This is a genomic window from Phytoactinopolyspora mesophila (assembly GCF_010122465.1).
Classification (GTDB): domain Bacteria; phylum Actinomycetota; class Actinomycetes; order Jiangellales; family Jiangellaceae; genus Phytoactinopolyspora; species Phytoactinopolyspora mesophila.
Genome location: NZ_WLZY01000011.1, coordinates 77,164 through 98,775 on the forward strand (window position 1 = coordinate 77,164; position 21,612 = coordinate 98,775).

Consider the following 21,612-nt stretch of genomic DNA (forward strand, 5'->3'; position numbering starts at 1 on the left):
TCCCGTCAGGTCTCGGCGCGGCAGTCGGAGGTCAGCGCCGTCAGGTCCGAGTCCGCCAAGGCGGTTTGAGCCGCATCAACCGCGGCCGATGCGGTGGCCCACTCGGACTCGATGACTTCGGCCAGGCTTTCCGCCGCGCGCAGGGCCTGTTCACAGGATTCGGGAAGCGACGTGTCCGTCCCGCCCGCAGTGGCTCCGATGAGCAAGCCGATCGCCAGGCTGAGTATGACCGCCGCGACGGCAAACAGCAGGTTGCGGGGTCGGCTGGTGTGGTCCGAGTCGTTCATAGCGACCTCGTTCCTTCCGGACGCTGACCGGAGTCCTACCAGTTTCCCCCTGATACGCGCGTGTTTGATGGCATTTTCACAACAAACGGTCAGTCTGCCGGGACGCTGGCGGCGGTACGGCCCTGGCGGGGAGTCAAGTCGCTGAAGGTTGCCGACGTCGCGTTGGACCGGGCGCCATCGGCCGCTACCCGTTTGTCGACCAGCACGACCTGACCGATGAACGGTTCGAGGATCCCGGACATCCGGATCGGGGCGGCAATGATCATCTGGAATCCGAACTCGTCGAACGCGGCCAGCGCCTGCTGGGAGAACGCCTCGTCGGACTTGCTGAACGCCTCGTCCAGCATCAACGGAGCGAAATGCGGCCGGCCCTCGGAGTCCGGGTCTGCGAGGTTGTAACTCAGCGCCGCAGCCAGACAGAACGCCACCAGCTTTTCCTGCTCGCCGCCGGAACTCGACGCGGTGTTCCGATACGTCGACACGATGTCGTGATCGGCACCTTTTTCGATGCCGTAGAAGAAGTAGCTGGTCCGGACGTCCAGCACGGCATCCCGCCACCGCCGGGACTCGGCGTCGTCGTCGGTGAAGCGTGTCATCAAGGCACGCACCCGGCGGAATTGCCCCAGCAGCTTCTCCGGGTCACGTCGTGCGGCGGGCGCGTCGCGCAGCAAGGCATCGACGTTGCCCCGGAACTCCTTGACCTCGGCGGGTGGCGTCGCCTGGTAGGCGATTTGGAGGTGGGTTCCCGGATTGAACTCGACGCGGGAAAGCCCCGAGTTGACCATGTCGATCCGGCTCTGGATCTCGTTGGCCGCGTTCTCGATCGCGCGTTGCAAGACGCTGATCGACGGCACCATGTCTTCACTGATCATTTGCTGGAAACGGCCCATCGCATTGGGCAGGCGACGGCGCACGATATCGGCGTGCAAAGCGGCGAAGTCCGCGCCGGAGCGGTCGACGTCTCCGCTGGCGTCGGGCGCGGAATCGGGCCATTCCTCGACGAACCGCTCGATGGCTGACTTCAGCCGCGCGTGTGCGTAGCGGCGGTCGGCTTCGGCCGCGTCTCGTCGTCGTTCGAGCTCTTTGCGGAACGCGACCCGGACCTGGGCGAGGTTGTCGGGCGTGACCGCGAGCTCGAGATCGGCGAACACCTGGTCGAGGTAGGAGCGGTGAGCGTCGTTGCTGGTGCCGTGTGGTTCGGCGGTCTCGTTCTCAAGCATGTTGAGCCAGCTGGTCTGCCGGGCGCGCAGGGCGCTGAGCTTGTTCCGCAGGTCTGAGCGGGCATCGGCAACGGATTGCCACCGTGCCTCGGCTGCGCCGCGGTCGTCTTCGAGCCGCTGCAGGTCGACGTTGTCCGCTCTGAGCTGCTCGATGCGCTCGGCGTAGCCCTGTGCGCTAGCCGTGGCCGACCAGTGGTCGAGCTGCATCCAGCTCGTGAACCCTTCGAGTTGCGTGGCGGCCTCGATGGTGGACTCCACCTGGCGGTAGCGCTGGTCCAGCTCGTCGGCCTCCGCTCGAGCCTGCTTCTCGGCCTCGGCCAGGCGGGCGACCTCGGCTTCCAGGGCCGCAACTTTTGCTCGGATGTCGCCACCGAGGATGTATGACGCCGGATCGGTGAGCGCCCGGCGATCGTCCTTGCGGTAGTGGCTCCCGGGCAGTTTCACGGTGCCGTTCAGGGTGACCGCTGTGCGGTGCTGATCGAGTTCTTCCGAGGTCTGGACGCAGACGTGGTCGAACCTGCCGGCCAGCTGGCCGGCCAGCCACGGGCCGGCGGTGTGGGTCTCGTCGACAGTGAGCTTGCTGGCCAGCGTGCCTGGCTCGGCCCGGTCAGCCGCCGTGCTCTCGGCGGGTACGACGCTGTACTCGACCACGCCGCGCATGTCGTGGTTGTCGATGAACTGCTGAACCGCCCGTTGATGCGCGGCAGGGACCAGCAGCCGCAATCCGAAGGCCCGGAGCACCTTCTCAGCCGCCGGACGCCATTGTTCCTCGGCTTCGTCCACGTCGATGAGTTCCGCCGCGTACGGCAGTTCGGTGACGGCCACGCCCGCGCCGTCGGCGATCATCTCCCGGCGGTCGGCTTCGCGGCGGGGTATCAATGAACGGGATGCCTGTAGCGTCGCAAGCTCGGTGGCCTTGGTCTCATGCTGCTTGCGGGCCTGGCCCGAGGCGGCGAACACGGCATGCCGCCGCGGCTCGATCTCTGCCTTGTCCTGGTGGGCCCGCTCCAGAATGCGGGGGAGCTTCTGCCGCAGCGCGACGAAGGTCTGCTCGTCCTCGGGGCACGGCTCACCGATGCGCTCGACCAGCGTGCGGTACGTGCGGTGGGTCCGCTCGCGCGCCTCCACCTCGCGATTGGCGGCGTCGAGGCGCAGTTTCACTTCCTCCAGGGCTTGACCTTCGCGCCGCAGCTGCTCGTCCAAGGACACGTAGGCCGACTTCGCTTCCTCATAGCGGCGCTCCTGCTCGCCGAGGTCGGCGTCGAGGGACTTGATCTCGTGGTCGAGCGCATCCAGTGCTTCTCGGATCGCCTGCACATGGACGCCGCGCACGTAGTGCTCCATTGGGGCACCCAGCAGAGTCTCGGCGAGGTTGTGGGTCTGCCCTGACTCCCGGTAGGCCGTCCAGCTCTCGGGCACCTCGCGCAGTACCTTCTCCTGTGCGTGCGCCCGGCGGGCCGTTTCGTATGCCTCGTTCAGCGGGGTGAACGCATCCAGCATCTTCTGTGCCGCGTCGAAGGTGCCTGGTTCGTCGAGCATGTTGCCGCGGATGAAGAGGTTCAGGTCACCGACGTTCTTCATCGCCTTCGCCTTGCCCAGAAGGGACAACGCGGTCTTCGAGTTGCCGAGGCCGATGCGTTTGCCGAGTTCTCGCACGTAGGCAGCCTGGCTGTCCGGATAGTGCGCAGGGTGGGTCTGCTTGAACCAGCGGGTATCGAAGTTGCGCTGCGCCCACTCCTCCAGCACGGTGAGGTCGAGGTGGCCGTGGTGCAGCTGGTACATCGTTTTCAGCGATGCGCCGTCGGTTTCGGCACCGGTGAACCACTTGACGACGACGGCGGTGGTGATGGCGTCCACCCCGTCGGCGTAGGTGGCCGCGATCGCCGACCAGGTGGGTTTGCCGCCGCGCAGGTAGCGCACTTTGGACCGGTTGTGCTCGTCGTTGGTCTCCGACCACGCACCTCGCACGTAGTCCGCGACGCTGCGGGTGCCCTGCTTCGCCCCTCGCACGTTCAGGTCGGCCGATGCGTTGAAACGCTGGTCATGGGTCGGTAGGAGCACGGCCGAATGGGCGTCCATCAGAGACGATTTCCCTGACCCGGACGGGCCGGTGAACAACACACCGCGTTCTTCGACGGGAAGGTCCTTGTACCCGTTGAACGTGCCCCAGTTGATCACCTGCAGTCGCACCAGCCGGAACTGGCCGAGGAAGATGGTGCGCTTGCCGATGTCGTCAGTCATTGTTGTCGATCCCATCTGCGACGAGGCCTTCCGGGATCGCCTCGCCACGGGCGATAGCGCGGTACCTCTGTGTCAGGGCTTCCACGCGATCCGCGGTCAGGATCGAGGTGATGGCCCCGTGGATGACATAGCGGTCGGTGCCTTTGACCGGCTTGATGATGGCGGCGTCGTCGAGCGACTTGATGGCGGCGAGGATCTTCTTGTGGAACGACGCTTCGTCGGTGTCGTCGGCGCGCTTGTACGCCATCATGTAGTCGATCATGTCGGTGGATTCGACGACCGGGCTGTCCGGCGCGGCCAGGTACTGCTGGTACAGGTACAACGCAAGGGTGCTGGCGGCGAGGCTGAGCGTCTTGGTGCGCAGCACGGCGCGGCTGTGTGGGCTCGGGTCGTCGGCCTGACGGGTGAAGGCATACCGGTGCTCATGGTTGATCTCGAGGATCAGGCCGAGCTCACACAGGCGGCTGCGCAGCACCTCCTCGTGCTGCAGGATGATCGCCCAGTGCCGGTTGTCCTTCCCGCCCACGTGCGGAGCGGCGACGAGCTCCTGCAACGTCCAGCACACCTCTGGCGGCAGCTGGCTCGTGTCTCCGTCGAAGCGCGGCCCGTGCGTGGTGCTGCCGACCCGGGCGCCCGGTGGACGAGCGGAGTCGTCGAACACGTCTGTGGGATCGAGTGTCGCCGGTGGGACGGCAGTGGCCTCAGCGAACAGGCCGTCGTCGTCAACGTCAGGCATCCATCGCCTCTTCCAGAAGGAACGCTTGTTTCCGCAGGATCCGGTGGCGGGTCATCGGCGCCGCGGGGTCGGCCACCGGCTCGGCGAACACGGCGGAGGGAAGGAAGATGTCGCGCCGGCCCTGCCGGGTGTGGACGCTGGCGCGTACCCGCACCTGAGGATCCACTTCACCCCAGCGCGCGGCGAGCGACCACAAGCCGATGACGTCTCCGGTGCGGGGGCGTTCGAGCTGGTCCAGCACCTCGGACAGGGTGGCCGGACCAGCGCCGGCGCTCAATGTGGTGTTGACCGCCGAGCGCAGGGAGGCCCAGTCGATGGACTCCTGCCCGGTGAGTGTGGCTGGATCGACCGGGAACTCGTCGGCGGGCGAGGTGAGCGGGTCGGGTGGGTCACCGATGCCTTCGTGCATCCGGAGGCGCCCCACTGACGACGTGTCGGCGCTGCTCATCGGGATGGCGAAGCCGGTGTCGCGACCGCCGTGGGTGTGTTGGAACGCCTCTGCGGCCGCCGCCTGGGCCTCGTTGACCAGCACCCGCATGCTGCGGTAGTGCAGAGCGTCTCCTCCGCGCACGAAGTTGTTCATCCGCCGGAACGCCACGGCGCGCGCTTCTTCGACCTCGCGAACCCGGTCCCACATCGCGTCGATGAAACCGGTCAGCGAATCAGCGATGTCGGGTCTGAGGCCCTCGACGTGGGAGACGATCTCGGCGATGTCCGTCTCGAGCTGGGCACGTTGCGACGGTGTGGCGATGAGCGTGGCGAAAGCGCGGAACGCCTGCCCTTCAGCGGCCTCGGAGATGACGTCGTGGCCTTCGAACATCCGGTCCAGCGAATCGGCGAAGGCAGCCGGATCGTCGGCGAGACTTTGGCGGATGAGCGCCGTGGTGTTGGCTTGCATCTGCTCGCCGTAGCGGGCGATGTCGGCGGGGATCCGCTCGATCAGCTGGGTGAGCGCGGTGACCTTGTCGACGAGATCACGCTGGTCCACGTCCTGGGTGGTGTCGTCGTCGAGTGCCTCGCGCTGTGCGGTGAGCATGGCGATCTGATCGTCGAGCGCCTGCCGGCGGGCGGCGGGATCGGGGCTGGCCTCGATGGCGATCTGCCGGATCTCGGCCATGACCATGGAGAGCGCGGATTCGGTCGCGAGGGAGGTGTGCCGCTGCAGGTTGGACATCTGGCGGACGGCCTGGCTCGCGCCGGAGGTCAGCTGGTAGCGCTCGGTGCGGGTGTCAGGATCGATACTGCGCCGGACCCAGCCCTTCTTCGTCCACCGGGTCAGCAGGGTGTCGGCATCCGGGGCGGGGGTGAGGCCGGGTTCGTCGTCCGCGGGCAGGTAACCGCGCATCGGACCAGCCAGGTCAGCGTCGATCTTGGCGGTGAGAGATTCTCCGTCGACGATCCGGCCGTCGCCGAGGTGCGCCGCCATCAGCGCGAGGTGCAGCAGCGCGTCGTTGGAGCGGAGCAGCGACATGGTGACGTCAGCTGCGGCGTTGGCGCGAAACTCCAGCCATAGTTGCTCGGCGCTTCGCTCCTTCCCCCTCACGCTTCGACACCATAATCGATGCCCGGCCAGGACGACGACTCGTGCTGGACACTCTGGTGTTTGCTAGGAGTTGACCTGTGATGACGCGATGAACGGGAGGTCTTTGGGCGGGCCATCCTCGATCAGCTGGAGGAGTGCCTGGGTATCGAGGTGTTCGGTCACGGCGTCGGCGAGCCGGTCGAGCATCAGCTCGCGTTGTTCGGTGAATCCGGGACCACCGGTGGGTCGCCAGGACCGGCCGGCTTCGCCGGCGATTTCGGTGAGCCAGGCGCGGCGGAAGGCGTCGTTCTCGAACGCGCCGTGCCACATCGTGCCCCAGACGCTGCCGGCGCGGTAGCCGTCGAGAAACCGTTCGCTAGGGCGGTGCGTGCCGGTGGCGACGCCGTGGTGGATCTCGTAGGCCTGGACGGGGTGGCCGCGCCATGATCCCTGCGGGCGGCCCAGCTGCTTCTCGGTGCTGAACATCACCTCGGCCGGAAGCAGCCCGAGCCCGTCCACGGACTGCCCGGACTCGACCGGATCGACGATCTTCTCGGTGAGCATCTGGTAGCCGCCGCAGACACCGAGCACGGGGCGGCCAGACCGGGCGCGAGCGACGACGGCCGTGTCCAGCCCGCGTTCCCGCAGCCAGGCCAGGTCGGACACGGTCGCCCGGCTGCCGGGGAGAACCGCAAGATCGGCGCCGGCGACGACGTCGGGGTCGGCGGTCAGGGTCACGGTCACGCCCGGCTCCGACGCGAGGGCGTCGACGTCGGTGGCATTCGACACCCGCGGGAAACGCACGACGGCGACCGTCAGCGGCCGTTCGCTGCGTCCTGCCAACCGAGCGTCCGGGCCCTCACTCTGCAGGACGCTGGCGCGTTGCCAGCCGCCGGCGGCGAGGGCGTCCTCGGAGTCGATCCACACGCCATCGAGCCACGGCAGTACCCCGTACACCGGCCGGCCGGTGAGTTCGGTGATCCGTTCCAGTCCTGGTCGCAGCACGTCGACGTCTCCGCGGAACTTGTTGACGACGAAACCGGCCAGCTGCCGTTGATCGGCAGCGTCCAACAGCGCCAGCGTGCCGAACATGGCAGCCAGCGACCCACCGCGGTCGACGTCGGCCACGACCAGCACCGGCAGATCGGCATGACGGGCGAGACCCATGTTGACGTAGTCACCGGCCCGCAGATTGATCTCGGCCGGGCTGCCCGCTCCTTCGCAGATGACGACGTCGAACCGGCTGCGCAGATCGGCCAGCGCCTCGAAGGCGGCTTGGGCCAGCTTCTGCCGGCCGGTCGTGTACTCACCGCTGCGCAATGTGCCGTGCGCGCGGCCCATCAGCACGATGTGGGACGTCCGGTCACTGCCGGGTTTCAGCAGCACCGGATTCATGGCGGCCTCGGGTGTCACCCGGGCGGCCATCGCCTGCACCCACTGCGCCCGCCCGATCTCTGAGCCATCGGGGCAGACCATGGAATTGTTGGACATGTTCTGTGCCTTGAATGGCGCCACCCGTATTCCTTGGCGGGACAGCCACCGGCAGAGGCCGGAGGCCACCAGGCTCTTGCCGGCATCCGACGTGGTCCCCGCCACCAGCAGCCCGGCGCCGTGTGTGCTGGTCATCGGGCCCTCCGCCGGCGGGTCAGCGTCGTGACGGCGATCCGACCGGCGACGACGGTGGCCAGCGCGCCCACCGAGACAGCTCGGGACAGGCGCACCGCACGTGGGATGTCGGCTGCCTTGACATCAGGCCCGGAGCCGAGGACGGGTCGCTCATCGACGCCGTAGGGATAAACCGTGCGTCCACCCAGCTGCCGGCCGAGCGCCCCGGCGAATGCCGATTCCACGACCCCCGCGTTGGGGCTCGGGTGACGCCCCGCGTCCGCGCTCCAGGCGCGCAGCGCATCCCCTGTCCGGCCACCTACCAGCGGTGCGGCAACGGCCGTCAACACCCCGGCGAGGCGTGCCGGGATGACGTTGGCGGCGTCGTCAAGCCGGGCCGACGCCCACCCGAAGTTGCGGTACCGGTCGCTTTTGTGTCCCACCATGGCGTCGAGTGTGTTGACCGCGCGGTAGCCGATCAGGCCTGGCAATCCGGCGACCGCGCCCCAGAACAGCGGCGCCACCACCGCGTCAGAGGTGTTCTCGGCCACCGACTCGACGGTGGCGCGGGCCAGACTGTCGGCGTCGAGTACGGCAGGGTCCCGGCCACACAGATGCGGCAGGCGGCGCCGGGCAGCCTCGAGGTCTCCGGCTTCGAGTGAGCGGGCGAGCAGATCGGCCTCGCGGGTCAGGCTGCGCCCGCCCAGCACGGCCCACGTCGCCAGCGCAGTGGCCGCTACCTGGACGTTCCCGGAGCGACGGCGGGCCGCTTCGGCCGCGGCGACCGGCACCCCGACGGCGACCGCGGTGTACAACGCCCCGCGTGGCTTCGAGTCGGCCCACCATGCGCGCTCGAGACGCCCCGCCGCTTGGCCGAATCCGGCGACGGGATGCCCGCGCCGTGGGTCGCCGAACACCGCGTCGGCGATGGCTCCGGCCACCAGGCCGGTTGTGGTGGTCCAGGTCACCGGGACATCCTTGCTCATACCTCGCCGCTTCGCTCCCTTTGGTGGAATGTGGCATTCTTCCATGTTGGGAGAACGGCCTCGGCGGGCACCAGTGCTCGTCGGCGCCTGGAACCCGTTCTCTTGTGTCCAAGGGAAGCCGGTCGGAATCCGGCGCTGACCCGCAACCGTAGGCCACCTCCGTTGCTGGAGCCTCGTGGCGAGCCGGACTGCTTGGATGCGGGAGCGGCCGTAGTTACTCGTCGAGGTTTGCGGGTGGGCCGGGATCTTGGCCGTGTCGCACCATAGTGGCCCTCTCCCGGACTCATCCCGGGGAAGGAACGGGACACGTGCGCATCACCTCTGCGCCGGACGGCGTCGCTGGCACATCTGTGGAGAAGATCCTCGTGCTCGGAGGAGCGCGTTCGGGAAAGTCGGTCTACGCCGAGAAGTGGGCCCATGAGAGCGCCCGCCCGGGACCCGTCACATACCTGGCGACGGCTCCGCCCAGGCCCGGCGACACCGAATGGGCCGAGCGCGTAGAGCGGCACCGGGAACGTCGCCCGGCAGCATGGGAAACACTCGAGACCACCGAGGTTGTCTCAGTGCTACGGCGCGCTTCGGGCACGGTGATCGTCGAATGTCTCTCGCTGTGGCTGTCGTCGGTGCTCGACGATGCGGGTGTGTGGGGTGACGCCGGCGATGGTGCGGGTGTCGGGCCGGGGGACGAGAGCGCCCCATCCACCCCCATCGACATCGTCGAGGCGGCGGTATCCGACCTGATCGACGCGTGGCGCTCATCGCGGGCGGCGATCGTCGCGGTGAGCAACGAGGTCGGCTCCGGTGTCGTGCCCGCTACCCGGTCCGGACGGCTCTACCGCGACCTGCTCGGCAACCTCAACCGGCGCGTCGCCGATGTAGCGGACCGTGCGGTGCTCTGTGTCGCCGGCCGGGCGCTGGACCTTCCCGCCCCGCTTTCCGCACCAGGTGACGTTCAGGACAACAGTTGTCACCAGCGTCACCCGGTTCAGCACCATGTACGTGCCGCCGAACTGGGTGTGCCGGCTCCTGTGGACGAGACTGTCGAAGCCCGCGCGCGGGAGCTGATCGACGGGCTGGCCAAGCCGGTCGGCTCGCTCGGGCGCCTCGAGGAGATCGCCGTCTGGCTCGCCGGCCGCCAGGGGGAATATCCGCCGCGGATGCCTTCGCGGGCCGGCGTCACCGTCTTCGCCGGCGACCACGGGGTGGCCGCGGAGGTCTCCGCGTATCCCCCGGCCGTGACCGCCGCGATGGTCCGCACTGTCGTGTCCGGCCAGGCGGCGATCAACGCGCTGGCCGCTCAGCACGGCGCCACGGTCCGGATACGTGATCTCGCCGTCGACGCCGACCTGCCCGATGTCCCACAGGAGGTGGGCGAGCACAAGGTGCGCCGGGGCAGCGGCCGGATCGACGTCGAGGACGCCCTGACGCCTGAGCAGGTGCGCATCGCGGTTTCCGCCGGTCGCAGGCTGGTGGTCGACGAGCCGGTTGACGTGCTGATCGCCGGTGACCTGGGCATCGGCAATACGACCACGGCGGCCGCGATCATCGGTGCTGTCCTGGGGCTCGACGCGCGGAAGGTCACCGGCCGGGGTACGGGCATCGACGACGCCACGCTGGAGCACAAGAGCACGGTTGTCGCCGCCGCGATCGAGCGGGCGCGGCCGGTGCGCGACGATCCGCTGGCACTGCTGAGCACGATCGGCGGAGCGGATTTCGCCGCGATGGCTGGATTCCTTGCCGGCGCTGCCGAGCACGGAATTCCGGTGCTGCTCGACGGCGTCGTCGTCACCGCCGCCGCGCTGGTCGCGGAGCTGCTCACGCCCGGTGCCTCGGCGTGGTGGCTGGCCGGCCACCTGTCCGTCGAGCCGGCGCATGCCGCCGCTCTCGACTACCTGGGACTGGAGCCGATCGTGGACCTGCGGATGCGTCTCGGGGAGGGAACCGGCGCGCTGGCGGCGTTGCCGACGCTGCGCTCGGCGGTGGCCATGAGCACGCGGATGGCCGCGCTGGCTGACCTGGAACTCTGACCCGATGCGTGATGCGTGGCGGCTGGCCGTCGGAACCCTCACCACCGTCCAGGTGCGTCCGCCGGCGCAGGTGACAGGGGCGACGGCGGGTGCGGCGATGCTGCTCGCTCCGGTGGCGGGCGGCGTGCTGGCCGTGCTCGCCGGGGTGGTGTTCTGGGTGGGGCTATGGCTGGGCCTCGGCTCGCTGGTGGCCGCCGCGTTGGCGATCGCCGCGCTGCGGCTGGGTGATCGGGGGTTCCATCTCGACGGGCTCGCAGACACGGCGGACGGGCTGGCCGCCTCCTACGACCGGGAACGGGCGCTCGCGGTGATGCGCACCGGAGACACCGGTCCTGCCGGAGCCAGCGCCGTGGTTCTCGTGCTCCTGGTCCAGGTGGCAGCAGCCGCGCAGCTTGGCCGGTTGGAGCCAGTGGCCGCGGCGGTCGGGCTGGCGGGTTGTGTGGTGGTCTCGCGGGCGATGCTCATGGCCGCCTGCCTGCGTGGCGTGCCGTCGGCCCGGACGGAGGGACTCGGGGCCGTCGTCGCCGGATCGGTGGGCCGGGTGGCCGCCGTGGGAGCGACGGCCGTGGTCACCGCTACATTGGCGGGCGCCTTCGCGATCGCTGGCTGGCCGGGGAACGAAGCCGCCGGGGCGGTGCCCTGGTGGAGCGCGCCCGTTGTCGTCGCGCTCGCGCTGATGACCACCGGTGTTGTCCTGTGGCGCTGCACCCGGCGGCTGGGTGGTGTCACCGGCGACGTCCTTGGCGCGGTGGTCGAGGTGTCGCTCGCTGCCGGGTTGGTGGCGCTGGTCGCCACGGCCGGCTGATCCGGGCCGCCGTCTCGCGTCGGTCCGCCGCGAGCACGTTACGGCCAAACGGGTGTCGTGATCGTGGCTTCGAGCGCGTCGAGCAAAGCCTGCACGGGCCGCGGTGGTGGCGGCTTGCCATACGTCACCGCGAGCACCCGCCGGTGGTCGCCCGGTATGCAGTCGATACGTACACCCGGGTGGCGGTTCGCGACGAGCGCCAGGCCGGGCAGCGTCGTGACGCCGATGCCGGCCGCCACCAGCGCCTGTGCCGCTACGTAGTCGTCGGTCTCGAACTCGATCGTGGGCACGAAGCCGGCGTTTTCACAGACGAACAGCAGATGCGCGCGGCAGCGTTCACATCCGGCGATCCATTGTTCGCCGGCGTAGGTGGCCAGCGCCGAGCGGGCGCCGGACCATTCGCGTGCCCTGGGCGTCACCATGTAGAGCGGCTCGTCGAGCAGTGCCGTGGCGGTTACGTGCGCCAGGTGGGCCGGCGGGGTGTCGTGTTCGAAGGTGAGTGCGACGTCGACGTCGCCGTTGCGCAGGGCGGACAGCGCTTCCGGTGGCTCGCATTCGGTCAGGCCGAGCTCGAGTTGCGGATGGTCGGCCGCGAATCGGGCGGCGGCCGGTGGTACGAGCGTGGCCAGCGCGGATGGGAATGCCGCGAGCCGGACCCGGCCGGTCTGCAGGCCCGCGTGCGCGGCGAGCTCGGTCTGCGCCGCGTCCACCCGGCCGAGGATCTCTTCGGCCCGGGAGGCGAGCAGGCGGCCGGCGTCGGTGAGCCGGATACCGCGACCGGCGCGCTGGACGAGCGGCGTTCCGATCTCGGTCTCGAGACGGGCCAGGTGGTGGCTGACGGAGGGCTGGGCGTAGTGCAGTGACTCCGCGGCTGCGGTGACCGATCCTTCCCGGGCCACAGCGACCAGGACTCGCAGGCGGTTCAGGTCCACAGGTAAAGCATAGATGAAATTGATGGATCTCAAGAAAAATGGCATTGGACCTATTAATCGAAGCTTGCGATGGTAGGAAACATGCGCACTCCATCGATCAGCGACGTACTGCACGCCCGGCGCGTGCTCGATTCTCTACTACCGCCCACACCCTTGCGGTCGTATTCGGCGCTGAACTCGACGGTGGGCATCGACGTGCTGGTCAAGCACGAGAACATCCAGCCCACCGGCGCGTTCAAAGTGCGCGGTGGGCTGAACCTCCTCGCCGGGATGCCCGCCGACGAGCAACGGCGGGGAATCATCGGGTACTCGACCGGTAACCACGCGCAGTCGCTGGCCTACGCCGCGGCCCGGGTTGGGGCGGCTTGCACCATCGTCATGCCGGAAAACCCGAACCCCTGTAAAGCGGCCGCGGTCCGCGCACTCGGCGCGGAGGTCATCGAGGCCGGTGCGGCGCTGGGTGAAGCCTGCGAGTACGCCGGAAAGCTCGCCGCCGAGCGCGGTGCCCGGCTGGTCAGCGCCGCCAACGAGCCCGCCCTCATCGCCGGTGTGGGCACGTCGTACCTCGAAGTCTTCGAGCAAGCCCCGGACGTCGACGTCGTCGTCGTGCCCGTCGGCGGGGGCAGTGGCGCGGCCGCGGCGTGTCTCGTGGCCTCCGCGGTGGCGCCGGACTGTGAGGTTGTCGCTGTGCAAGCCGCGGCGTCGCCAGCGGCACACGACTCGTGGCGATCCGGTGAGATCGTCACGCGGCCCAACCAGACCGCGGCCGAAGGGCTGGCCACCGGCTCGGGCTTCGAGTTGACCCAGGGCATCATGCGCCAGCACCTGTCCGACTTCCTGCTGGTCGACGACGACGTCATCGCCGCCGCGCAATGGGTTTTGCTGCGCGACGCACACACGGTGGCCGAGCGCGCCGGCGCCGCGTCGATGGCCGCGTTGCTTGCTTACCCGCAGCGGTTCGCCGGCCGGCGGGTAGCGGTGATGTGCACCGGCTCGAATGCCAGCGAGGACGAGCTCCGCGGAATCGCCCAGCCGCCGGTTGCCGCGGCCGCCTGAACGGTCGTGGCCGATGGCGCGTCGTCAGTCCGGCTTCGCCTCACGGGCGTAGCGCTGCGCTAGCTCGACGTACTCTCTCGCGTTCTCGCGGACCTTCGCGGCTTCGTCGTCCGTGAGGCCGCGCCGCACCTTGCCCGGCACACCGGCCACCAGCGAACGTGGCGGGATCTCGGTGCCCTCGAGGATCACCGTGCCGGCTGCTACCAGCGACTCCGCCCCGATCCGCGCTCCGTTCAGGACGGTCGCTCCCATCCCGACCAGGACGTCGTCGTCGATGGTGCAGCCATGCAGCACCGCGCGATGCCCGGTAGAGACGCCGCTTCCGATCGTGAGCGGGAACCCCGGGTCGGTGTGCAGGACACAGCCGTCCTGAATATTGGTGCGCGCGCCGATGGTGATCCGGTTGAAATCGGCTCGGGCGACCGCCCCGAACCAGACGCTGGCCTGCTCTCCGAGAGTGACGTCACCGATCAACGTCGCGGTGTCGGCCAGCCAGGTGTCGGTGCCGAGCGTCGGGCGGACGCCGCCCAGTTCGATGATGTTCACGACCCACAGTGTGGTGCTTGATCGTGGTGACGTTCAACTGGCTTGGAGGGAGCCGGTCGTGGTCATGGTTTTATATCGGAGTGACACTCCACGGGCGAAACGCCGGCTCAAACACAAGTGCCCTGGTAGAGCGTGTTCGATGGGCGCTGACGGCTCATGGCTGGCGCCCCGGCGAGTTGCCGGAACCACCGCCGGACGCCGCGCTCGAACCGGTCGTGGGCGTAGATGTCGGCGGCACGAAGATCCATGCCGCGCTGGTCCCGCCGGCCGGACCACCCTTGATCGACGCAACCGTCGCGACGGATCCACGTGGCAACCGAGAGGTCGTCGGACAGATCGCCGCGCTTGTCGAGAAGCTCACGGATCAGACCGAGCACGCGGAGCAGCCCCGGCGGATCGGCATCGGCACCCCCGGCGCGCCGGACCCGGTGACCGGGACCGTCGCCCACGCGCCGAACATTCCCGGCTGGGACCAGCTCGACGTGGCAGCTGAGCTCGAGAGCCGGTTGGGAGCACGTCCGGTGCTTCACAACGACGTCAACCTGGCCGCTTGGGGAGAGCGCTTCTGGAACGCCGAGCACAGCGGCGGTGACCTTGCCTTCGTCGCGGTCGGCACGGGCATCGGGCTCGGCCTGATCCTCGCCGACCAGCTGCACCGCGGTGGCCACGGGCTGGCGGGCGAGATCGGTGACCTGCCGTTCGGGGCCGATCCGTTCGAGGCCGAGAATCTGGTGCACGGCCCGCTCGAGACCGAGGTCAGCGGCCGCGGCATCGAACGTGCCTATGTCCGGGCCGGCGGCTCGGCGCGGCTGAGCGTTCCCGAGATCTTCGAAGCGGCCACGGCGGGCGATGTGATCGCTGAGCGGGTGATCGACGACATCGGCCGGCTGCTCGCCATGACGTTGCGGTCCGTGCGGGCGATCGTCGACCCCGATACGTACGTGCTCGGTGGAGGTATCGGATCTCGCCCGGAGACACTGGCCGCGACGCTGCGCTGGCTGGAGCCGGTCCCGGGGCCGGACTGGCGGGTGCACCTGAGCACCCTGGGTCCGCGGGCCACGGTCGCCGGCGCGTTGGCGATCGCCTGTTCCGATATGGGGTAGAGGGCCCGGCATGCGGTTGAACGAAGCGGAATGCCGTCGCCGGCTGGGTGCGGCCCGGGTCGCGCGGCTGGCGACCACCGGCGCCGACATGCGTCCGCACCTGGTGCCGGTGACGTTCGCCGTGTCCGGGGATCTTCTCGTCGTCGGCGTGGATCAGAAGCCCAAGACGACGACGAAACTCCGGCGGATGCGCAACATCGAGGAGAACCCACGGGTCACGGTGCTGTGCGACCACTATGACGACGACTGGACGCAGCTCTGGTGGGTGCGCGCCGACGGCGAAGCGTCGATCGTCGAGCGCGGCGAGATACGCGACCACGCCATCGAGCTGCTGGTCGCAAAGTATGAGCAATACGCCGTTGACCCACCCGCAGGGCCGGTCATCGTCCTCGCGATCGGTGCTTGGTCCGGCTGGGCATACTCATCCGCCGACCCCGCCGGTACCTGAAGGCGGCATCCGTGCGCGGCGCCTAAGCTGCACACGTCAGATGCACGATCGTGCATCAAGTAGTGAGTGACTGGTGCGTAAGTGCAAGAGCTAAGCCGTCGGCAAAGCGCACCTGCACGTTCGTGCATATTCACGTGGCATGTGGCACCATAATTCCAGGTGCAGGTACGGGCGATGCACGATCATGCGGATACGTAGGTGATTTTGATGGCTGATCGAGAAGATGCCCCTCATCTGCATGATCGTGCAGACGTTGCGGTCCTTGGTCGGCAGGTGCGTTGGCGGCGCAAGCAGCTGGACCTGCGACAGGAAGAACTGGCCGACCTCGCTGGCTGCTCGGAGCGGTTCGTCCACATGCTGGAGGCGGGAAAGCCGACCGTCCGGCTGGACAAGGTGCTCGATGTCCTGCGAGTCCTCGGTCTCCACCTCGAAGTGCGACGCGGCGTCGCCGACGGAATCACGGTGGCCGACACATGAGCTCGCAGCCCGAGTATGCCCTCGACGAGTTGGTCGACGTCGGCCGTGCTGATGTGTACAAGCAGGATTCGCTGGCTGGACATCTGGAACGGGAGGGCGACGACGTGCTCTTCCGCTACACGGATACATGGCTGGAGCGACCGAACACACCCATCGCGACCACTTTGCCGCTCACCGACGTGCCGCATCGCACAACGGGCGGCGCCGTCCCGGCGTTCTTCGCAGGGCTGCTCCCGGAGGGGCGCAGGCTGTCCGCACTACGCCGCGCTACCAAGACGTCTCCGGACGATGAGCTGACTCTTTTGCTCGGTGTCGGACAGGACGTCGTGGGTGATGTCCAGGTGGTTCCGGAAGGCTGCGTGCCGGGCCAAGTCAGTCCGCTGTTGGAAGTCGGCGACGAGCAACACTGGGGCCGCATCCGCTTCGCCGATATCGTCAGCAAGCTCGACACTCAGGTTGATCGCGTCGGCCTCGCTGGGGTGCAGGACAAGGTCAGTGCAGCCATGGTGAACCTCCCCATCATCCGAGCCGGGCACCGCTTCATCCTCAAGCTAGAACCGCCTGAGTACCGGCACCTTGTCGACAACGAGAATTTCTTTATCGACGCGGCCCGCAAGTCCGGATTGGATGTCGTGGACGCGACGATGTTGACCGACGCGGATGGCGCTCACGGGCTCCTCATCCGCCGGTTCGACCGCTACGCCGCTGACGGCATCGAGAGGTCGTTGGCGGTCGAGGACGGCTGCCAGGTTCTCGGCCGTCACCCGGCAGCGAAGTACCGGATGTCGACCGAGGATGTGTTCACCGCGCTCAGCCGCGTCTGCGGGGCGCCCGTCGTCGCCGCGCGGACATTCCTGGCCCAGCTGGCCTTCGCCTACGTCACCGGCAATGGTGATGCGCACGCGAAGAATTTTTCCGTCATGCAGGTCGATGACGACGAATGGCGGCCCACTCCTCTGTACGACGTGCCCAACTCGCAGCCCTACGGCGACAACACACTCGCGATGCCGATAGGCGGGCGGCGTGATGCCGGGTTGCCGGACTCGGCCTTCGTCGACCTGGGCCGGGCCATAGGTGTGCCTGAGCGAGCCTCTCGTAAGGTGCTCGCGGATATCGCGGCGAAGGTCGATGTCTGGCTGCCCGACCTCGAACGGTTGCCTTTCGATACCGGGGTGCTCAAGAAGCTGCGTCGGGTCATCGAGCGCCGACGTGCCACGCTGGAGCGCAATGCGGCTGCCGGCGGTGCGCCGCGTCGTGGCCGATAGGACCTGTTCCCGTTGTGGCCCCACTGATGGCGGACCGCTCAGCGGCTCCTCCGGGCGGGCTCCGGCCGCGCGGCGTCGTGCCTGGGTTGTTCGTTCAGGTGGCGCATCGCCCGGTAGAGCATGCTTTTCACCACGCGTGGATGCAGGCGCGACACGATGGCCATGTAGAGCCGGCCGCGCCGGTTGTGGATCTGGACGATGGTCGTCAGGGTCACCGCATCGGTCTGAACCAGTACCGATGCGCGGAAGTCGAGATGCCCGGCGTTGGTGCCCAGCAGCACCTCGTGCGTGTCCCGTTCGATGGTGTCGAAGGCGCGATTGCTCTCCGGCCTGATCCCGACGAGGCGAACCAGCCGGTTGCGCAGCAGAAGCAGCGCGCCCACCCACCGCGGCGGTGACCGGAAGATGGCATCGGCCCACACCTGCGGGTCGGTGGTCGCGCCCGGTTGGAGTGTGACCTCGAAGGCGTCGGCGTAATCGACCCGGTCCAGCGCGTCCCTGATGAGGAGGCTTTGGTCCGGAATCGGTACCGCGCGCGGTTTAGGGAACTCGGTCAGCCGTCGCCATAGGCGCACCCACGGTGACCACCGCGCCGGCTGGGCGACCCGGCCGGTGGCGGCCAGTTCGGCGTTGTCGAGGAGGTCTTCGAGTACGGCGTCGTGTAGCCAGCGGACCACTAGTGGCACGAGCACTCGCATCACGCCCCGCGGACGTGCCTCGAGGACGTGACGGACCACGCACCGGCCGTCGGCGATCGGCTCGACGCTGAGCTCATGGCGGCCGGTGATGCCGGTCTCGGGGTGGAACGTGAACTCGATCCGGCGTCCGGGCTCGTAGGCGCTCACCCAATACCGGACCTCGCCGTGGCCGCCGTCGGCGCCGACCTGCAGCGGGCGGTCGAACCTCATCGGGACCCAGGCCGGAGACGGCCACAGCGGATCATCGTCCGATGCCAGCCTGTCGAGTAGGGCGCCCACCTCTTCGGCGGGGGCGTTGATCGTGCGTGCGTGCACGTTTCGCATGGAACTCTCCCTCCATACGGTCGCGTATGGTAACCATACGGTACCGTACGGTTGGTGAGATCGAAACATCAGGGTCAGGGCGCCTCTGGAGCGCGCCTGACCGCATCGGATTGGGCGCAGGCGGCTTTGACGGCCATTGGGGAGGGCGGGCTCGCGGCCGTGGCGGTCGAGCCGCTCGCGACCCGGCTCGGAGCGACCAAGGGCAGTTTCTACTGGCATTTCCAGAACCGCAAAGCATTGATCGAAGCCGCGTTGCGGTTGTGGGAGCGGGAGCACACCGAGATGATCATCTCGGCCATGGAAGCCGACCCGGATCCGGCCGCACGGCTACGGAGGCTGTTCACCCTGGTGGTCGGGTATAGCCGCCATGACCGGATCGAGATCGCGCTGATGGCTACCGCCGACGACCCTATGGTCGCGCCGGTCGTGCAAGGTGTGACGGAGCGCAGGGTGGCCTATGTGGCGGCACAGTTCGAACAGCTCGGATTGCCGGTGGGTGAGGCGCGCGGCCGTGCCCTGCTGGCAGTGAGTGTCTATCTGGGCCACATCCAGCTGGCCCATGCCGCGCCCGAAACGCTCCCGCGTGACTCGGGGGAGTGGGAGCGGCACCTGAGCGGCATGGTCGACACCTTCCTTCCGTGACGGTCCGGACCGCTCCGGTGATGTAGCGCCGGAGTGTGAGCTGAGTCACTGCCGTTCATGAAGTGGTGGGTTGTCTCGTCTGTAGTTCGTGAGCACGACGGACGGAGACATCATGACTGCTGCTATCGCTACATCTGGGCTGGTGAAGGGGTTCGGCTCGACCCGCGCGCTGAGCGGCCTCGACCTGGTTGTCGAGACCGGGGAGGTGCATGGATTCCTCGGGCCGAATGGCGCCGGCAAATCCACCACCATCCGGGTGCTGCTCGGGCTCCTGCGGGCCGACTCCGGCCGCGCGGAAGTTCTCGGCGAAGATCCCTGGTACAACGCGGTCTCCCTGCACCGGCGGATGGCCTATGTGCCGGGGGATGTCGAGCTGTGGCCGAACCTCACCGGCGGTGAGGCGATCGATCTGCTCGGCCGGCTCCGGGGTGGGCTCGACCCGGCCCGGCGGGCGGAGCTGATCGAGCGCTTCGACCTCGATCCGACGAAGAAGGGCCGCACCTACTCCAAGGGAAACCGGCAGAAGGTCGCGATCGTGGCGGCGCTCGCCTCCGACGCGGAGTTGCTGCTACTCGACGAGCCGACCGCCGGGCTGGACCCGCTGATGGAAGTGGTGTTCCAGGACGTGATCAACCAGGTGAAGTCGGAGGGGCGAACGGTGCTGCTCTCCAGCCACATCCTGGCTCAGGTCGAAGAGCTCGCCGACAAGGTCAGCATCATCCGGCAGGGCGAGATCGTCCAGTCCGGCACTCTCACCGAGATGCGGCACCTCACCCGCACCACCATCGAGGCGGATACCGGCAAGCCAGTCAGCGGCCTGGAGGGGATGCCCGGCATCCACGACTTGGAGTCCACCGACGACCGGGTGCGGTTCGCGGTCGACGGTGACCATCTCGCCAGAGCGGTCCGGGCCTTGAGCCAATTCGAGATCCGCAGTCTGACCAGCCATCCGCCCACGCTGGAGGAGCTCATGTTGCGTCACTACGGCGACGAACTCGCCGTGGCTGGCAACGGAAACCGGGAGGAGCGATGACGGTAACCGCCGTTCGGCAGCCGTCCCGGGCGCCCGCCGGGAACTCTCCCGGTGACGTTCTCGCTGGTACCGGCCCACTGATCCGGTTCGTGCTGCGCCGTGATCGGATCAAGCTGCCCGCGTGGCTGCTGGGCATCAGCGTTCTGCTGGTTCAACTGACGACGGCGGCCTCCGGTCTCATGGAGACCGAACAGCAGCGAGAAGACGTCAGGCGGTTCATGGAAGGAGCGGTCGGTGCCGTGTTCGGCCCCGGCTATGGGCGCGACGCGATCTCGCCCGACTTGTACGTTGCCGGCGTCTACGGCCTCGTCTTCTTCGTGCTGGCGGCTTTGATGAGCATTCAGCTGGTCGCCCGGCACACTCGGGTCGATGAGCAGAGCGGGCGGGCCGAACTCCTCCGGGCCGCCGTCGTCGGGCGCTACGCCCAGCTCACAGCGGCGCTGACCGTCGCGGCCGGCGCGAACGTGTTGCTCGCGCTGATGCTCGGCGGTGTGATGGCCGCCAAAGGCTACAACGGCGCCGACGGTTTGCTGTTCGGCGCCAGCGTAGCGGCGGTGGGGCTGGTATTCGCCGGGATCACCGCGCTCACCGTCCAGGTCACCGAATATTCGCGGGCCGCAACCGGAATGGCGGGCGCGGTGCTCGGGGCGGCATGGGCGGTCCGGGCGGCAGGCGACATGGCTGACGACTACGGCAGCCCACTGTCATGGTTTTCGCCACTGGCCTGGTCGAACCAGACTCGCCCGTATGTGGACGGCCGGTGGTGGCCGCTGTTGCTCTCGGTTGCTCTCGCCGCGGCTGCCGCCGCGGCCGGATATGCGTTGTCGAGCCGGCGGGATGTCGGAGCGGGACTGGTCGCGGCCCGCGCCGGGGTACCCGTGGCCGCGGCCTGGCTCGGGTCGCCGCTGGCGGCAGCGTTCCGGCTGCAGCGGGCCAGCCTGATCTGGTGGACGGTAGCGCTGGCGATATTCGGTTTCATGTTCGGCGGGTTCGCAGATCAGATCACCGACACCGACGGCATCAGCGAGGACCGTATCGAGATGTTCGGCGGCTCTGTCGAGACATTGGCCGACGGCTATCTCGGTGTGATCACGCTGTTCACCGCTTCTCTCGCGGGCATCATGGTTGTCCTCGGCGTGCAGGCGGTCCGGCTGGAGGAGACCAAGGGCCGGGCCGAGCCGTTGCTGGCGACCGCGACCAGCCGCTGGGCCTGGTTCGGCAGCTACCTGGTGGTGTTGTCGGCCGGGCTGGTCGGGCTGCTGCTCGTCGTCGGGCTGGTAGCCGGAGCGGGCGCTGCCGTCTCGGTGGGCGACAGCGCGTACATCTGGGATGTGACCGCGGCACACCTGGCGCACGCTCCGGGCGTCTTGGTCCTGCTCGGGCTCGCCGCGCTGCTGTTCGGTGTGCTGCCCAGGGTGATCGGGGCGACCTGGGTGGTGCTCGGCCTCGGCGTGTTCGTCGGGATCTTCGGGCCGCTGATGGAGGTTCCTCAGGGGCTGCGCAACGTGCTTCCCACGGAGCACACCGGCCAGCCGCCTCTGGACAGCGTCTCCTGGCCGGCGATGGTGATTCTTCTGGTGATCGCCGCCGGGCTGATGGCGGCAGGCCTCGCCGCCTTTCGCCGCCGGGACCTGGAGACCAAGTGAACCGGTGGTGACG

The 21,612-nt window shown here is 68.5% G+C and carries 19 protein-coding genes; 10 read left to right on the forward strand and 9 right to left on the reverse strand.

Annotated elements, in window-relative coordinates:
* Positions 1-5: 5 nt before the first annotated feature.
* The 6 genes from F7O44_RS24970 to F7O44_RS24995 form a co-directional block, all read right to left on the reverse strand.
* Positions 6-287, reverse strand: a complete 282-nt coding sequence (locus F7O44_RS24970; protein WP_162453036.1) for a hypothetical protein — start codon at positions 285-287, stop codon at positions 6-8.
* 89 nt (positions 288-376) lie between these two features.
* On the reverse strand, positions 377-3,748 hold the full coding sequence (locus tag F7O44_RS24975) for an ATP-binding protein (RefSeq protein ID WP_162453037.1): 3,372 nt from the start codon (positions 3,746-3,748) through the stop codon (positions 377-379).
* Positions 3,741-4,484, reverse strand: a complete 744-nt coding sequence (locus F7O44_RS24980; RefSeq protein ID WP_162453038.1) for a DUF4194 domain-containing protein — start codon at positions 4,482-4,484, stop codon at positions 3,741-3,743. The genes F7O44_RS24975 and F7O44_RS24980 overlap by 8 nt, the downstream gene beginning before the upstream one ends.
* Positions 4,477-6,027: a DUF3375 family protein gene (locus F7O44_RS24985; protein WP_162453039.1), complete on the reverse strand. Its 1,551-nt coding sequence runs from the start codon at positions 6,025-6,027 to the stop codon at positions 4,477-4,479. The genes F7O44_RS24980 and F7O44_RS24985 overlap by 8 nt, the downstream gene beginning before the upstream one ends.
* Positions 6,028-6,090: 63 nt before the next feature.
* Positions 6,091-7,632 (reverse strand): cobyric acid synthase, encoded by a 1,542-nt coding sequence (locus F7O44_RS24990; RefSeq protein ID WP_162453040.1) that lies wholly within the window; start codon positions 7,630-7,632, stop codon positions 6,091-6,093.
* A complete protein-coding gene (locus tag F7O44_RS24995) occupies positions 7,629-8,597 on the reverse strand; it encodes a cobalamin biosynthesis protein (RefSeq protein ID WP_162453041.1) in 969 nt (322 codons plus the stop codon). Before F7O44_RS24995 ends, F7O44_RS24990 begins: the two co-directional genes overlap by 4 nt.
* Before the next feature lie 308 nt (positions 8,598-8,905).
* Here F7O44_RS24995 and cobT point away from each other — a divergent pair, with 308 nt between their 5' ends.
* Together cobT and F7O44_RS25005 are read left to right on the forward strand one after the other, a co-directional pair.
* Entirely contained in the window at positions 8,906-10,624 is a 1,719-nt protein-coding gene (gene cobT / locus F7O44_RS25000) for a nicotinate-nucleotide--dimethylbenzimidazole phosphoribosyltransferase (RefSeq protein WP_222851676.1), read from the forward strand.
* A 4-nt stretch (positions 10,625-10,628) separates the two neighbouring features.
* Positions 10,629-11,429 carry an adenosylcobinamide-GDP ribazoletransferase gene (locus tag F7O44_RS25005; RefSeq protein ID WP_174255984.1) on the forward strand — a complete coding sequence of 267 codons (801 nt, stop codon included), beginning with the start codon at positions 10,629-10,631 and terminating at the stop codon, positions 11,427-11,429.
* Between the two features lie 38 nt (positions 11,430-11,467).
* Here F7O44_RS25005 and F7O44_RS25010 read toward each other — a convergent pair whose 3' ends face one another.
* Positions 11,468-12,406 carry a LysR substrate-binding domain-containing protein gene (locus F7O44_RS25010; RefSeq protein ID WP_162453042.1) on the reverse strand — a complete coding sequence of 313 codons (939 nt, stop codon included), beginning with the start codon at positions 12,404-12,406 and terminating at the stop codon, positions 11,468-11,470.
* Between the two features lie 36 nt (positions 12,407-12,442).
* On the opposite strand from F7O44_RS25010, the gene F7O44_RS25015 reads away from it, so the two are divergent.
* Positions 12,443-13,417 (forward strand): threonine ammonia-lyase, encoded by a 975-nt coding sequence (locus tag F7O44_RS25015; RefSeq protein ID WP_162453043.1) that lies wholly within the window; start codon positions 12,443-12,445, stop codon positions 13,415-13,417.
* A gap of 24 nt (positions 13,418-13,441) precedes the next feature.
* Here the strand turns inward: F7O44_RS25015 and F7O44_RS25020 are convergent, their stop codons facing one another.
* Positions 13,442-13,963: a gamma carbonic anhydrase family protein gene (locus F7O44_RS25020; RefSeq protein WP_162453044.1), complete on the reverse strand. Its 522-nt coding sequence runs from the start codon at positions 13,961-13,963 to the stop codon at positions 13,442-13,444.
* A gap of 80 nt (positions 13,964-14,043) precedes the next feature.
* On the opposite strand from F7O44_RS25020, the gene F7O44_RS25025 reads away from it, so the two are divergent.
* The 4 genes from F7O44_RS25025 (at position 14,044) to F7O44_RS25040 (ending at position 17,256) form a co-directional block, all read left to right on the forward strand.
* Positions 14,044-15,066, forward strand: coding sequence for an ROK family protein (locus tag F7O44_RS25025; RefSeq protein ID WP_162453045.1), 1,023 nt, complete (start codon positions 14,044-14,046; stop codon positions 15,064-15,066).
* 10 nt (positions 15,067-15,076) lie between these two features.
* Positions 15,077-15,514 (forward strand): TIGR03668 family PPOX class F420-dependent oxidoreductase, encoded by a 438-nt coding sequence (locus F7O44_RS25030; RefSeq protein WP_162453046.1) that lies wholly within the window; start codon positions 15,077-15,079, stop codon positions 15,512-15,514.
* Between the two features lie 207 nt (positions 15,515-15,721).
* Entirely contained in the window at positions 15,722-15,991 is a 270-nt protein-coding gene (locus F7O44_RS25035; RefSeq protein ID WP_162453047.1) for a type II toxin-antitoxin system Y4mF family antitoxin, read from the forward strand.
* Complete coding sequence (locus F7O44_RS25040; RefSeq protein WP_162453048.1) at positions 15,988-17,256, forward strand: type II toxin-antitoxin system HipA family toxin; 1,269 nt, start codon at positions 15,988-15,990, stop codon at positions 17,254-17,256. Before F7O44_RS25035 ends, F7O44_RS25040 begins: the two co-directional genes overlap by 4 nt.
* A 38-nt stretch (positions 17,257-17,294) precedes the next feature.
* Here the strand turns inward: F7O44_RS25040 and F7O44_RS25045 are convergent, their stop codons facing one another.
* On the reverse strand, positions 17,295-18,278 hold the full coding sequence (locus F7O44_RS25045) for a DUF2867 domain-containing protein (RefSeq protein WP_222851678.1): 984 nt from the start codon (positions 18,276-18,278) through the stop codon (positions 17,295-17,297).
* 54 nt (positions 18,279-18,332) lie between these two features.
* Between F7O44_RS25045 and F7O44_RS25050 the strand changes: the two genes are divergently transcribed.
* The 3 genes from F7O44_RS25050 to F7O44_RS25060 all read left to right on the forward strand — a co-directional run bounded on the left by F7O44_RS25050 (position 18,333) and on the right by F7O44_RS25060 (position 21,599).
* Positions 18,333-18,920: a TetR/AcrR family transcriptional regulator gene (locus F7O44_RS25050; protein WP_222851679.1), complete on the forward strand. Its 588-nt coding sequence runs from the start codon at positions 18,333-18,335 to the stop codon at positions 18,918-18,920.
* A gap of 112 nt (positions 18,921-19,032) precedes the next feature.
* Positions 19,033-19,953 carry an ABC transporter ATP-binding protein gene (locus tag F7O44_RS25055; RefSeq protein WP_162453051.1) on the forward strand — a complete coding sequence of 307 codons (921 nt, stop codon included), beginning with the start codon at positions 19,033-19,035 and terminating at the stop codon, positions 19,951-19,953.
* A complete protein-coding gene (locus F7O44_RS25060; protein ID WP_174255985.1) occupies positions 19,950-21,599 on the forward strand; it encodes an ABC transporter permease in 1,650 nt (549 codons plus the stop codon). The genes F7O44_RS25055 and F7O44_RS25060 overlap by 4 nt, the downstream gene beginning before the upstream one ends.
* Positions 21,600-21,612 lie beyond the last annotated feature (13 nt).